Below are 13,928 nucleotides of genomic sequence, written 5' to 3' on the forward strand. Positions count from 1 at the left end.
CAGTATACATAGCTCCGGCAACAAAAAATCCCCGGTGTTAGCGGGGACTTGTTGTTGCAACGAACTAAGGGCTGAGCCCTTGGTGTTATTTCTTTTGTTTCACCGGCCTTTTCCAGCCACTGATATGACGCTGCTTCGACCGCGCTACCACCAGTTCGTCTGCCGCCACACTAGCGGTGACGACTGAGCCGGCACCGACAGTGCTGTTTTGGCCCAGGGTCACAGGCGCCACTAAGGAACTGTTGGAGCCGACAAAAACGCCGTCTTCAATGGTGGTGACAAACTTATTGGCACCGTCGTAGTTGCAGGTAATGGTACCGGCACCAATATTCACTTTGCTGCCAATCACCGCATCACCCAGATAGGTCAGATGGTTGGCTTTGGAGCCTTTACCCAGCTGAGCCTTTTTCAGCTCTACAAAGTTACCGACATGGCTGTCGTCTGCCAGCACAGAATCTGGCCGGATGCGGGCGTAAGGCCCGACGGAACAACCAGCGCCAATGCTGGATGATTCCACCATGCTGTTCGGTTTGATTTCGGTGTTATCGCCGATAGTGCAGTCCTTCAAAATGCTATTGGCCCCAATGATCACGCCGTTGCCCAAAACCACTTTGCCTTCGAAGATCACATTCACGTCGATCATCACGTCGCTGCCGACTGTGACTTCGCCACGCACATCAATGCGGGCCGGGTCGCGCAGGTTAGCGCCGTTCAGCATCAGCTCTTCTGCTTTGCGGGCCTGATAAGCGCGTTCCAGCTGCGCTAGTTGCACGCGGTTGTTGGCCCCTTCAGTTTCAATAGGGTTGGCCGGATGCGCGGTCGCAATAGCGACGCCGTCTGCATGCGCCATCGCAATAATATCGGTCAGGTAGAATTCGCCCTGTGCATTGTTGTTTTGCAGTTGGCCCAGCCATTGTTTCAGCTGTTTGCCTGGCAGCGCCATAATGCCGCTGTTCACTTCGTTGATCAGCAGCTGCTCAGGGCTGGCGTCTTTCTGCTCCACAATACCCACCACTTTGCCGTCGGTGCGCATAATGCGGCCATAACCTGTCGGGTTGGGCAGCTTGACTGTCAGAATGGCCAGGCCATCGGCCGGACGGGCCGCTAACAGGGCTTCCAGTGTTTCTTTGCGGGTCAGTGGCACATCACCGTAAAGCACCAGCACCACATCGCTGTCAGCGATATGAGGCACCGCCTGCTGCACCGCATGACCTGTGCCTAACTGCTCAGCCTGCAACACCCAGTTCAGCGGCTGCTCACCTAATGCGGCCTGCAACTGCTCTGCGCCATAGCCATACACCAGATTGACGGCCTGAGCGCCCAATGAGCGCGCCGTATCAATCACATGCTGCACCATAGAACGTTCTGCCACTTTGTGCAGTACCTTGGGTAACGCAGATTTCATCCGGGTGCCTTTACCGGCCGCCAGAATCACAACATTTAAAGCCATAACCTTTCCTTAAGCAGGGTGTAATGTGCGGATTCTAACGAATTCAAACTGAAATTTCAGTGAATAGATGATGCGCCGGCAGAGGATTTTAACAACCGCAGCCTGGCCCTTTGGGTGTAAGGCAGGATGCCTGAAATACAACATCGTCAGGAACGATGTTGAACATCGGAGCCAAGCGACGATGGCCCGGAGGGTGGAGGACAGGAAGTCCGGAATAAAAAAGCCACCCGAAGGTGGCTTTTCAAAACGCTTGGTGTAGCAATTACTTCTTGCGCATTTTTTGGATCAGACGTAACTGGGCGATTGCTTCGGCCAATTGGGCAGCAGCTTCAGCATAGTTGAAGTCTGCACCTGCATGTTGCATCGCTTCTTCTGCACCTTTCTGTGCAGCTAAAGCGGCTTGCTCGTCTAAGTCCTCAGCGCGTACGGCTACGTCCGCCAGCACAGTGATTGCATGAGGCTGCACTTCCAGCACTCCGCCAGCTACATACAGCAGCTGCTCTTCACCGGCCTGTTTGACGATACGGACCATACCTGGCTTGATGCCAGTCAGAAGCGGAATGTGACCAGGTAAAATACCCAGCTCACCTTCGCTACCTGTAACCTGAATGGATTCCACCAGACCAGAAAAGATCCGCTCTTCGGCGCTTACCACATCCAGTTGTACTGTCATTGCCATTTCGCTCTCCTAAAGCTGTAAATTACAGCTTCTTCGCTTTTTCGATCGCTTCGTCGATAGAACCAACCATGTAGAAGGCTTGTTCTGGCAGGTGATCGAATTCACCGTCCAGGATGCCTTTGAAACCACGGATAGTTTCTTTCAGCGGAACGTATTTACCTGGTGAGCCAGTGAACACTTCAGCAACGAAGAATGGCTGTGACAGGAAACGTTGGATCTTACGAGCGCGGAATACGGTAGTGCGGTCAGCATCTGACAGCTCGTCCATACCCAGGATCGCGATGATGTCTTTCAGTTCTTTGTAACGTTGCAGTACTGACTGAACACCACGGGCCACTTCATAGTGCTCTTTACCGATCACCAGCGGGTCCAACTGACGGGACGTTGAATCCAGTGGGTCGATGGCTGGGTAGATACCCAGAGCAGCGATGTTACGGCTCAGTACCACTGTCGCATCTAAGTGCGAGAAGGTGGTTGCTGGTGACGGGTCAGTCAAGTCATCCGCAGGAACGTAAACGGCCTGGATAGAGGTGATAGAACCAGTTTTGGTGGAAGTAATACGCTCTTGCAGAACGCCCATCTCTTCCGCCAGAGTTGGCTGGTAACCTACAGCTGAAGGCATACGGCCTAACAGTGCAGATACCTCAGTACCGGCCAGGGTGTAACGGTAGATGTTGTCGACGAAGAACAGAACGTCACGACCTTCGTCACGGAACTTCTCGGCCATTGTCAGACCGGTCAGAGCGACGCGTAAACGGTTGCCTGGTGGCTCGTTCATCTGACCGTAAACCAGTGATACTTTGTCCAGAACGTTTGAATCGTTCATTTCGTGGTAGAAGTCGTTACCTTCACGGGTACGCTCACCTACACCGGCGAATACAGAGTAACCGCTGTGCTCGATCGCGATGTTACGGATCAGTTCCATCATGTTTACGGTTTTACCAACACCGGCACCACCGAACAGACCCACTTTACCCCCCTTAGCGAACGGACATACCAGGTCGATAACCTTGATGCCTGTCTCTAACAGGGCGTTTGACGCAGCCTGATCTTCGTAGCTTGGTGCAGAACGGTGGATAGCCCAACGCTCTTCTTCACCAATTGGGCCCGCTTCGTCGATTGGCTCACCCAAAACGTTCATGATACGACCCAGTGTGGCTTTACCTACTGGAACTTCGATTGGCTTACCAGTGTTAGCTACTTCGGTACCACGACGCAGACCGTCGGTGGAACCTAACGCGATAGCACGTACAGTACCGCCACCTAACTGCTGCTGTACTTCAAGTACTAAGCCAGCCAGGTCGCCGCCAGTTACGTTCAAAGCGGCGTAGATACCAGGTACCGCATCTTGTGGAAAGTCGATATCCACAACGGCGCCAATGATTTGGACTACCTTACCTTGACTCATGTTAATTCCTCTAATTTCTGTAACCTAAGCCTTAAACCGCAGCGGCACCAGCGACGATTTCGCTGAGTTCCTGGGTAATAGCTGCCTGACGAGCTTTGTTGTAAACCAGTTTCAGGTCATCCATTAAGTTACCGGCGTTATCGGTAGCAGCTTTCATCGCTACCATACGGGCCGCTTGTTCGCTGGCCGCGTTTTCAACTACGCCCTGGTACACCTGAGACTCTACGTAACGGTCCAGTAATTTATCTAAAATCACTTTTGGATCCGGCTCGTAGATGTAATCCCAACTGTGGCTTTTCGCCGCTACGTCTGCTTTTGGCAAAGGTAAGAGTTGTTCGATCACCGGCTCTTGCTTCATGGTATTCACAAAACGGTTAAATACCAGGAACAAGCGGTCAATACGGCCTTCTTCGTATGCGGTTAACATCACACGAACTGAGCCAATTACGTCAGCCAGACGCGGGTTATCACCCGGGCCGGTTTGCTGTGCCAGTACTTTGCCGCCGAAACGTTTGAAAAACGCCGTGGCTTTGTTACCGATCACTGCGACCTGAGCTTGTACGCCCTGGTCTTTCCAGCCTTTCATGTCATTGGCAATACGTTTGAACTCGTTGGTATTCAAGCCGCCGCAAAGGCCACGGTCTGTCGATATCACAATGTAGCCGACATTTTTTACCGGACGTTCTGTTAAGAACGGGTGACGGTATTCAATGTTGCCGTTTGCGATATTGCCGATCACTTTGCGCATACTTTCCGCGTATGGACGAGACTGTGCAACCCGCTCTTGCGCTTTGCGCATTTTGCTGACTGCCACCTTTTCCATAGCGCTGGTGATCTTACGAGTATTGTTAATACTCCCGATCTTACTTTTTATCTCTTTTGCGCCGGCCATGACTAATCTCCGAATATTTCAACGGTCGGGCAGGGCAAGCCCCGCCCAACAGGCTTACCAGGTTTGAGTCGCTTTAAACTTCTCAATAGCGCCTTTTAAAGTCGCTTCGATCTGGTCGTTGTAGTTACCGGTTTTGTTCAGATCAGCCATGAACTGGGCGTGTTCAGCGTGCATGTAAGCGATCAGAGCAGCTTCGAAATCCAGGATTTTCGCTACTTCGATGTCTTTCATGTAGCCTTTTTCAATCGCGAAAATAGACACACCCATATCAGCTACGCCCATTGGAGCGTATTGCAGCTGCTTCATCAGCTCTGTCACTTTCTGACCGTGTTCTAACTGAGCACGGGTCGCGTCATCCAGATCTGAAGCGAACTGAGCAAATGCTGCCAGTTCGTTGTACTGAGCCAGGGCCAGACGGATACCGCCACCCAGCTTTTTGATGATCTTGGTCTGAGCAGCACCACCAACACGGGATACCGAAATACCAGCGTTAACCGCTGGACGGATACCTGCGTTGAACAGGCCTGATTCCAGGAAGATCTGACCGTCAGTGATCGAAATTACGTTGGTTGGTACGAACGCAGAAACGTCGCCAGCCTGAGTTTCGATAATTGGCAGCGCAGTTAAAGAACCGGTTTTGCCTTTCACTTCACCGTTAGTTAAACGCTCAACATAGTGTTCGTTTACGCGTGATGCACGCTCTAACAGACGGCTGTGTAAATAGAATACGTCACCTGGGTAAGCTTCACGGCCTGGCGGACGACGTAACAGCAGAGAGATTTGACGGTAAGCAACAGCCTGCTTAGACAGGTCATCGTATACGATCAGCGCATCTTCACCGCGGTCACGGAAGAATTCACCCATAGTACAGCCAGAGTATGGCGCCAGGAATTGCAGGGCAGCAGCTTCTGAAGCAGAAGCAACAACCACTATAGTGTGCGCCAGGGCACCGTGCTCTTCCAGTTTACGTACTACGTTAGCGATGGTCGAAGCTTTCTGACCGATAGCGACATAGATACATTTTACGCCAGAGTCTTTCTGGTTGATGATGGCGTCGATGGCCAGAGCCGTTTTACCGGTCTGACGGTCACCGATCAGCAATTCACGCTGACCACGACCGATTGGGATCATCGAGTCCACAGACTTGTAACCGGTTTGCAGAGGTTGGTCTACAGAACGACGGTCGATAACGCCTGGAGCAATTTTTTCTACCGGAGCGAAACCAGCTGCATCGATTGGACCTTTACCATCGATTGGCTCACCCAGGGTGTTTACCACACGGCCTAACAGGCCTGGACCTACCGGAACTTCCAGGATACGGCCAGTGGCTTTAACTTTAGTACCTTCACGCAGGTCCGCATATGGACCCATCACTACGGCACCTACAGAGCTGCGCTCTAAGTTCAGTGCGATAGCGTAGCGGTTGCCAGGAAGCTCAATCATTTCGCCTTGCATACAATCGGCCAGGCCGTTGATGCGGATAATACCGTCGGTTACAGCGACGATAGTACCTTCGTTGCGAGCTTCACTGACAACTTCGAACTGTTCAATACGTTTTTTGATCAGTTCAGAGATTTCAGTGGAATTCAGTTGCATGCTCTAATCCCCAATTATGACTGCAGTGCAGTAGCTAAACGGTCTAACTTGCCACGAACCGAGCCGTCGATCACCATATCACCGGCTTTGATCAACATGCCGCCAACGACGGTCGGGTCTACACTACAGTTCAATTTTACTTTGCGTGCTAAACGTTGCGATAAAGCCGCAGCCAGTTTGTCCTGTTGTGCTGCATTCAGCGCAGACGCAGAAACCACCTCAACGGTCGCCTCTTTTTCGTACTCGGCTTTTAATGCAACAAAGGCATCAAACACGGCTGGCAGCGCCAGCAAGCGATGATTTTCCGCCATGACTTTAACGAAGTTCTGGCCATGAGCATCTAACTGCTCGCCACAAACCTGAATAAAGAACGCAGCTTGTTGCTCTGCAGCAGCACCGTTGTGCAGTTGCTCAGCAACGTAGCCGTTTTTCGCTACTTCAGCAGCGAAAAACAACATACCTTGCCAGGCATCCAGCGCTTTGTGTTCTACCGCAAACTCAAACGCAGCTTTGGCGTACGGACGAGCTAAATTAGTCAGTTCAGACATGGCTCATCCTCATTAAAGTTCTGCGACCAGCTTTTCCAGGATGTCGCTGTGTGCAGCTTCATCAATAGAACGCTGCAGAATCTTCTCAGCACCAGCCACTGCCAGGGCAGCCACTTGCTTGCGGAGTTCTTCTTTCGCTCTGATCCGTTCAGCTTCAACCTCGGCTTTCGCCTGAGCCAGGATTTTGTCCCGCTCTGCCTGAGCCTTCACAGCAGCTTCGTCGATAATCTGCTGTTCACGCTTTTTCGCCTGGTCGATTAACGCAGAAGCCTGGGCTTTTGCTTCAGTCAACTGCTGTTTCGCTTTCTCTTGCGCCAAACGCAGGTCCTGTTCAGCGCGATCTGTCGCGGCTAAACCGTCTGCAATTTTTTGCTGGCGGGCTTCAATCGCGCCGATGATTGGTGGCCATACGTACTTCATACAGAACAGTACGAACACCAGGAATGCGATTAATTCACCAATGAGAGTGGCGTTAATATTCACGGCCGCTTCTCCTTAATTTGCTAGTAAAAGTTGTGTTGTCTCGCCTGATTACATTGCGAACAGCATGTACAGACCGATAGCAACACCGATCATCGCGATGGCGTCGATCAGACCCGCTACGATGAACATTTTACCTTGTAAAGAGCCAGCCAGTTCTGGTTGACGAGCTGCAGATTCCAGGAATTTACCGCCCAGAGTACCGAAGCCGATTGCAGTGCCCAGAGCACCTAAACCGATTAATAAGGCAACTGCGATCAGTTTTAAACCTAATACCATTTCCATGATTTTCTCCAAGTTTCTAAGTTAAAGTTAAAACGAAATTTTTATAACGAAATTAGTGTTTTTCGTGCGCCATGCTCAGGTACACCACAGTCAGGATTGTAAAAATAAATGCCTGCAATGGAATAACTAATAAGTGGAACGCAGCCCAGACGAAATGCATAGGTAACTGGAATATGCCTACCATAGCGATCAGGATGAAGATCAGTTCGCCAGCGTACATGTTACCGAACAAACGCAGGGCCAGAGACAGCGGCTTGGCCAGCAGGGCGACAACTTCCAGAATGAAGTTGAACCAGTATAACCAAGGGGTATTAAATGGCTGAGTGGTTAACTCTTTGATAAAACCACCGACGCCTTTAATTTTGATCGAGTAATAAATCATCAGAATAAACACACCCAGCGCCAGAGCGATAGTCATGTTCAGATCTGTGGTTGGAACTACCTTCATGTAAACATGATGCGGATCATACCCCATGGCTGCACCCACTTGTTGGGCAGTCCAAGGCAGGAAGTCCACCGGGATTAAGTCCATAAAGTTCATCAGCAGAACCCAGACAAAAATTGTCAGGGCCAAAGGTGCGATGACAGGGCTTTTACCGTGGAAGGTACTTTTGACAGTACTGTCGATAAATTCAACCACCATTTCAACCGCACATTGCCATTTGGTTGGCACGCCGGTAGTGGCTTTTTTGGCTACTGCTCGGAAAGAGAACAGGAAGACCAAACCAAGGAGGACAGACCATGCCAGAGTATCGACGTGAACGGCCCAAAAGCCCTCGCCAATTCTCCAGTTGGTCAAGTGGTGAGTAATATACTCTTTGCTTGTAAGCTCAGCACCTGATGCCATTTTCATTCCCAATTATCGTTGTTAATCAAAAGCGGTAACACAACCTGTAGCAGCAGCGCGACACAAAATGCACTGAAAAAGATCCAAGGCACTATTGCTACGGTTTTCAGTACTGCTGTCACCAGCAGCACAATAAACAGAAACTTGATGGCTTCGCCCCGGTAGATTGATTTCAGGATAATTTGCACCTGATCAGCACCGTGAAAGCGGAACACATACCAGGCAAAGATGGTGTGGGGAAGCATGCCACAGAGCAGTCCCAACAAAGCAGATTTTGCGGATCGTCCATCCATTGCCAGCCAAACTATTGCTGTGATCGCAGCGGCAGCCACAAATTGGCTGAGCAACAACTTCAGGATTAGCGATAAAGGGCTTTTTTTATGCGTTATAACCACTTTTTATCGCTCGTTGAACCCGTCAATATTGAATAGTTTTAGGCCAGCGCAAGTATACTTATCTGCCTTATTTTTGCAAGAAAAAGCGGCCTTGCTGCGACTTTTGTCTGAGAGATTGAAAAACTACAGTTTAACTTTCAGCAGCACCAGGCTGTAATTTCTGCAGAATGCCATCCAGCTCATCCAGGCTGGTATAAGAAATGACCAGATTTCCTTTGCCCTTTTTGTTGTAGTTGATCAGCACAGGGGCTGAAAAACGCTCACTCAAACGCTGTTCAAGTGACGCAACATCCGGATCTTTCGCTTTAGGCTCAGGTTGTGGGGAAGGTTCTAATAATTTACGCACCAGGTTTTCGGTATCACGAACTGTCAGTTGTTTGGCCGCCACAGTGCGGGCAGCGTCTGATTGCATCAGGCCATCCAATGCCAACAGGGCACGGGCATGACCCATTTCAATATCACCGTGCTCGAGCAACAGTTTTACGTCTTCATTCAGAGCATTCAGACGCAGCAGGTTGGTCACTGTGGTGCGGGATTTCCCTACCGCGTCAGCGACCTGCTGATGCGTCAGTTCAAACTCGTCCAGTAAACGCTGCAGGGCCACCGCTTCTTCCATGGCGTTCAGGTCTTCGCGCTGGATGTTTTCAATCAATGCAATAGCAACAGCAGCTTCGTCCGGCACGTCTTTGACAATACAAGGAATTTCGGCCAGCTGAGCCAACTGGCTGGCACGCCAGCGCCGCTCACCGGCAATGATCTCATAAGACTCAGTCGCTAACTGGCGGACCACGATCGGCTGAATAACGCCCTGAGCACGGATGGAATTGGCTAAATCGTCCAGCGCGTCCTGCGACATGTCTTTGCGTGGCTGATACTTTCCAGGCTTTAACCATTCGATCGGCAACTTTTTCAGCTCATTGGCACTGAGCGGGTTCTCAGATTGAGCTTGTTGTTCCAATGCAGGCTTGGTGGTCAGTAATGCATCCAGGCCACGGCCCAGGCCACGCTTTTTTAACGACATCTTGAATTCTTTCCTTGCTTAGGAAGCGGCTTTGACCACTTTTTTGTCAGCCCGACGCAAAATTTCGCCGGCCAGTGCCAGATAGGCTTTAGCTCCGGTGGAGCTTTTATCGTAATACATCACAGGCGTGCCGAAACTCGGTGCTTCTGCCAGACGGATGTTACGAGGAATCACAGCCCGATAAACTTTGTCACCAAAATGTTGTTTCAGTTGCTCTGAAACATCGTTTGCAAGACGGTTTCTCGGGTCATACATGGTACGAAGAATACCTTCGATTTTCAGATCAGCATTCACCACTGCCGCCAGTTTGTTGATGGTATCCATCAAGGCGGTCAGACCTTCCAGCGCATAGTACTCGCATTGCATTGGTACCAGCACGGAATCTGCGGCGGCCATTGCATTGACGGTCAGCATGTTCAGCGATGGCGGGCAGTCAATAAAAATAAAATCGTAGTGATTACGTGCATCTTTCAGCGCAGTGCGCAAACGCAGTTCGCGGGCAAACACGTCAAGTAACCGGACTTCCGCCGCTGTCACATCTGAGTTGGACGCCACCAGGTGGTAACCGCCAGCAGTCTCTTTGACGACCACTTCGGCTAAAGGTTTTTCTTCAACCAAAAGTTCATAAGCCGTGGCATGCACGGCGTATTTATCCACGCCGCTGCCCATAGTGGCATTACCTTGGGGGTCTAAATCAATTAACAGCACTTTGCGTTTGGTGGCAGCCATGGACGCAGCCAGATTGACCGCAGTCGTGGTTTTCCCCACGCCCCCTTTCTGGTTGGCAATCGCGATGACTTTTCCCACAAAAACCCCAATAAGCGTCTGATTAGTTTTGATTTTTCTCCAATACCACCAAGTAACGCTCAGCGTTGAGTGTTGGTACGGACAGCGGATAACTGCCGACAACTTTAACAAAATTCGGCAAAGCTGCAATTTCTTCTTGCACCAGGGCGCCTTTCATGGCCAAAAACTGGCCGCTTTGGTGTGGCAAATGCTGACACCAGTTCACCATATCGGTCATCGAAGCGAAAGCGCGCGACAACACCGCATCGTATCCACCTTGTGGATCATGATCTTCCACCCGGCTTTGCAGAGGTTCGATGTTGCTCAGCTTCAGCTGCAGTTTCACCTGATTGAGGAAACGGATACGTTTGCCCAGACTGTCCAGCAACACAAAGTTTTTCTCTGGCAGAGCTATGGCCAAAGGCACACCAGGTAAACCTGGACCGGTCCCCACATCGATGATTCTTTTGCCCTGCACATGAGGCACAACGGCCAGACTGTCCATGATGTGTTTGACGAGCATTTCTTTCGGATCACGGACGGAGGTCAGGTTGTAGGCACTGTTCCATTTGTCCAGCAGCTGCACGTAGGCAAGCAGTTGCTGCAGTTGCAGCTCAGATAAAGTCAGGCTGGTTTGCGCAACCAGCCCTTTGAGTAATTCCAGCATGAAGATCCCGTGATTAAGCCGACTTGCGCAGCAAACCTTGTTTTTTCAGGTACACCAATAACAACGACACTGCAGCAGGGGTAATGCCGGAGATCCGCGACGCCTGACCAACCGTTTGTGGCTGCGCCTGGTTCAGCTTCAGTACCACCTCGTTGGACAACCCCTTCACGGCTTTGTAATCAAAACCTTGTGGTAACAGGGTGGTTTCATTGCGTTCCTGCTTGGCAATTTCGTCCTGCTGGCGGTTGATGTAACCTTCGTATTTAATCTGGATTTCAACCTGCTCGGCGGCTTCCGCATGTGCAAGGCCAGGCCCAACCTTCTCAATAGCCATCAGATCCGCATAAGTTACTTCCGGACGACGGATCAATTCTTCCAGGCTGGCCTCACGGCTCAGTGGAGTCTTCAGCAGACTGTTCACTTCAGCCAGTGCCGCGTGTTGTGGATGGATCCATTGTTGTTTCAGACGCTGACGTTCCAGTTCAATCTGTTCCATTTTCTGGTTGAAGGCAGCCCAACGCACATCGTCAACCAAGCCCAGCTCACGGCCTTTTGCAGTCAGACGGCTGTCGGCGTTGTCTTCACGCAGCATCAGGCGGTATTCAGCCCGGCTGGTGAACATGCGGTAAGGTTCTTTGGTTCCCATGGTGGTCAAGTCATCCACCAATACGCCGACATAGGCCTGGTCACGGCTTGGGGTCCAGGATTCTTTGCCCTGCGCCAGCAGCGCAGCGTTCATACCAGCAATCAGACCCTGAGCACCAGCTTCTTCATAGCCCGTAGTGCCGTTAATTTGGCCAGCGAAAAATAACCCGCTGATAAATTTGGTTTCCAGCGATGTTTTCAGATCGCGCGGGTCAAAGAAATCGTATTCGATGGCATAACCAGGCCGGGTAATATGCGCGTTTTCCAGACCTTTGATTGAATGCACCAGGTTTAACTGCACGTCAAACGGCAAACTGGTTGAAATACCATTGGGGTATAACTCGTGAGTGGTTAAACCTTCAGGCTCGATAAAGATCTGGTGTTTGTCTTTGTCTGCAAAACGGGTGATCTTGTCTTCAATCGATGGGCAGTAGCGTGGGCCAATGCCTTCAATCACACCTGTGTACATTGGCGAGCGATCCAGGCCATTGCGTATGATGTCATGGGTCTGTTCGTTGGTGTAGGTGATGTAACAAGGGATCTGTACCGGATGATCGGCACGGGATCCTAAAAACGAAAACACAGGCGTCGGGTTGTCACCTGGCTGAGGCTGCATCACTGAAAAATCAACAGAACGGGCGTCAATGCGCGGTGGCGTGCCTGTTTTCAGCCGACCGACCCGGAATGGTAATTCGCGTAAACGACGTGCCAATGCAATCGATGGCGGATCCCCGGCACGGCCACCGCTGAAGTTTTGCAGGCCTATATGGATCTGGCCACCAAGAAAGGTCCCTACAGTCAGCACCACAGCTTTAGCACGGAAACTCAGGCCCATTTGGGTTACAACACCACAGACCTTATCGTTTTCAACGATCAGATCATCACAGGCCTGTTGGAATATTTTCAGGTTGGGCTGGTTTTCTAAGACATGGCGCACTGCAGCTCGGTACAAAGCACGATCAGCCTGAGCGCGGGTAGCGCGTACCGCGGGGCCTTTTGAGCTGTTCAGCGTACGGAACTGAATACCGGCTTTGTCTGCCGCCTGGGCCATTAAACCACCCAAAGCATCAATTTCTTTCACCAGGTGACCTTTGCCTATACCGCCTATGGCCGGGTTACAGGACATTTGGCCCAGGGTTTCTACATTGTGGCTGAGTAATAAGGTTTGCATGCCCATGCGGGCAGCGGCTAATGCGGCTTCTGTGCCGGCATGACCACCACCGACCACGATCACGTCAAAATTTTCCTGAAACAGCATAGTTGCCTCGATCTTACCCAGCCTGAAAAAGGGCACGTATTGTAACCGGATCTCGGTGCCGTGTGAACGCTTTCCGATGGATCAGGATCGGTATCGGATCTCTATATAAGAAAGGATCTTTAAAGAGATCTTTTTATTATGTTTATTCTTATACAGCCTGTTTTGTGTGGGTAACTCAAATAGCACATTCCAGATCAAGCACTTATCTAAGATCAGATCATGTGATCAAGCTTGGATCCTGTCGAATGTTTCCAGTGATCAACTTGTTGTTTTATCCACAAGCCTGCCAAACGATTTTTTTATTCAGAGGATAAATTCAGCTTTTACTGAAGTTTTGCAAAGGTTTTTCCACAAGCGATCTAAAAAATGGTGCTTTGTGTGGATAAATTATGAATATCTGGATCCAAAGCTGGGGTTAAGATCGTGCAGCGCTGATCCAGGCTGTGTTTTACTGATCTGAAATGAAAAAGGCTGGGAAGTCCAGCCTTATAAAGGTAGCCATGTGCTGATTAGAGCGTCTGGATGAATTGTGGTAGCCAGGCGAGTGCCTGATCTTCAGGTAAATCAGCATCCAGCACATTAATTTCAAGATTCGGCAGCAATAGTTTTGCGCCATTCTGAGCCAATAATGCGGCCATAGTGCGGCCTGCCATGCAAAAAGTATCGTAACTGGTATCACCTAATGTGATCACGGCATAAGAAACTGTGGTAAGATCGCCGCCGTTTTGTGCTAACTGATCCGCAAAGGGTTGGATATTATCGGGCAGATCCCCTGCGCCATACGTCGAGGTGACGACTAACCAGACAGAATTTCTGGTCAGCTGTGTCAATTCAGGGGTGAGATGAAGCTTGACTTCATAACCCGCTTTTTCCAAAGCTTCAGCTACTTGTTCTGCTGTGTATTCAGCAGCACCCATTTGGCTGCCAACAAGGATCTCAATCATACTGCAACTCATGTAGGTAAATGATTG

The 13,928-nt window shown here is 50.5% G+C and carries 15 protein-coding genes; all 15 read right to left on the reverse strand.

The window, feature by feature from the left end:
• Positions 1–85: 85 nt before the first annotated feature.
• The 15 genes from glmU to mioC all read right to left on the reverse strand — a co-directional run bounded on the left by glmU (position 86) and on the right by mioC (position 13,901).
• Positions 86–1,450 (reverse strand): bifunctional UDP-N-acetylglucosamine diphosphorylase/glucosamine-1-phosphate N-acetyltransferase GlmU, encoded by a 1,365-nt coding sequence (gene glmU / locus WKJ03_RS09130; protein WP_337841882.1) that lies wholly within the window; start codon positions 1,448–1,450, stop codon positions 86–88.
• 262 nt (positions 1,451–1,712) lie between these two features.
• Positions 1,713–2,129: a F0F1 ATP synthase subunit epsilon gene (locus WKJ03_RS09135; protein WP_337841883.1), complete on the reverse strand. Its 417-nt coding sequence runs from the start codon at positions 2,127–2,129 to the stop codon at positions 1,713–1,715.
• A gap of 22 nt (positions 2,130–2,151) precedes the next feature.
• Positions 2,152–3,537 (reverse strand): F0F1 ATP synthase subunit beta, encoded by a 1,386-nt coding sequence (gene atpD / locus WKJ03_RS09140; protein WP_337841884.1) that lies wholly within the window; start codon positions 3,535–3,537, stop codon positions 2,152–2,154.
• A 31-nt stretch (positions 3,538–3,568) separates the two neighbouring features.
• A complete protein-coding gene (gene atpG / locus WKJ03_RS09145) occupies positions 3,569–4,429 on the reverse strand; it encodes a F0F1 ATP synthase subunit gamma (RefSeq protein ID WP_337841885.1) in 861 nt (286 codons plus the stop codon).
• A 54-nt stretch (positions 4,430–4,483) separates the two neighbouring features.
• Positions 4,484–6,025, reverse strand: a complete 1,542-nt coding sequence (atpA, locus tag WKJ03_RS09150) for a F0F1 ATP synthase subunit alpha (RefSeq protein ID WP_337841886.1) — start codon at positions 6,023–6,025, stop codon at positions 4,484–4,486.
• A 14-nt stretch (positions 6,026–6,039) separates the two neighbouring features.
• On the reverse strand, positions 6,040–6,573 hold the full coding sequence (gene atpH / locus WKJ03_RS09155) for a F0F1 ATP synthase subunit delta (protein WP_337841887.1): 534 nt from the start codon (positions 6,571–6,573) through the stop codon (positions 6,040–6,042).
• Positions 6,574–6,585: 12 nt separating this feature from the next.
• The gene (gene atpF / locus WKJ03_RS09160) at positions 6,586–7,056 is read right to left on the reverse strand and encodes a F0F1 ATP synthase subunit B (protein WP_337841888.1); all 471 of its coding nucleotides are present in this window, start codon (positions 7,054–7,056) and stop codon (positions 6,586–6,588) included.
• 48 nt (positions 7,057–7,104) lie between these two features.
• Positions 7,105–7,338, reverse strand: a complete 234-nt coding sequence (gene atpE / locus WKJ03_RS09165) for a F0F1 ATP synthase subunit C (protein WP_337841889.1) — start codon at positions 7,336–7,338, stop codon at positions 7,105–7,107.
• A 52-nt stretch (positions 7,339–7,390) separates the two neighbouring features.
• Positions 7,391–8,185, reverse strand: coding sequence for a F0F1 ATP synthase subunit A (gene atpB / locus WKJ03_RS09170; RefSeq protein ID WP_337841944.1), 795 nt, complete (start codon positions 8,183–8,185; stop codon positions 7,391–7,393).
• Positions 8,186–8,187: 2 nt separating this feature from the next.
• Positions 8,188–8,580: an ATP synthase subunit I gene (locus WKJ03_RS09175; RefSeq protein WP_337841890.1), complete on the reverse strand. Its 393-nt coding sequence runs from the start codon at positions 8,578–8,580 to the stop codon at positions 8,188–8,190.
• A gap of 130 nt (positions 8,581–8,710) precedes the next feature.
• Positions 8,711–9,601 (reverse strand): ParB/RepB/Spo0J family partition protein, encoded by an 891-nt coding sequence (locus WKJ03_RS09180; RefSeq protein ID WP_337841891.1) that lies wholly within the window; start codon positions 9,599–9,601, stop codon positions 8,711–8,713.
• Between the two features lie 18 nt (positions 9,602–9,619).
• The gene (locus WKJ03_RS09185) at positions 9,620–10,408 is read right to left on the reverse strand and encodes a ParA family protein (protein WP_337841892.1); all 789 of its coding nucleotides are present in this window, start codon (positions 10,406–10,408) and stop codon (positions 9,620–9,622) included.
• Positions 10,409–10,430: 22 nt separating this feature from the next.
• Positions 10,431–11,054, reverse strand: coding sequence for a 16S rRNA (guanine(527)-N(7))-methyltransferase RsmG (gene rsmG, locus WKJ03_RS09190; RefSeq protein ID WP_337841893.1), 624 nt, complete (start codon positions 11,052–11,054; stop codon positions 10,431–10,433).
• A 13-nt stretch (positions 11,055–11,067) separates the two neighbouring features.
• On the reverse strand, positions 11,068–12,957 hold the full coding sequence (mnmG, locus tag WKJ03_RS09195; protein WP_337841894.1) for a tRNA uridine-5-carboxymethylaminomethyl(34) synthesis enzyme MnmG: 1,890 nt from the start codon (positions 12,955–12,957) through the stop codon (positions 11,068–11,070).
• A gap of 509 nt (positions 12,958–13,466) precedes the next feature.
• Complete coding sequence (gene mioC, locus WKJ03_RS09200; RefSeq protein ID WP_337841895.1) at positions 13,467–13,901, reverse strand: FMN-binding protein MioC; 435 nt, start codon at positions 13,899–13,901, stop codon at positions 13,467–13,469.
• Positions 13,902–13,928: the final 27 nt, after the last annotated feature.

Origin of the sequence: Rheinheimera sp. (genome assembly GCF_037442525.1) — a bacterium.
Taxonomy (GTDB): Bacteria; Pseudomonadota; Gammaproteobacteria; order Enterobacterales; family Alteromonadaceae; genus Pararheinheimera.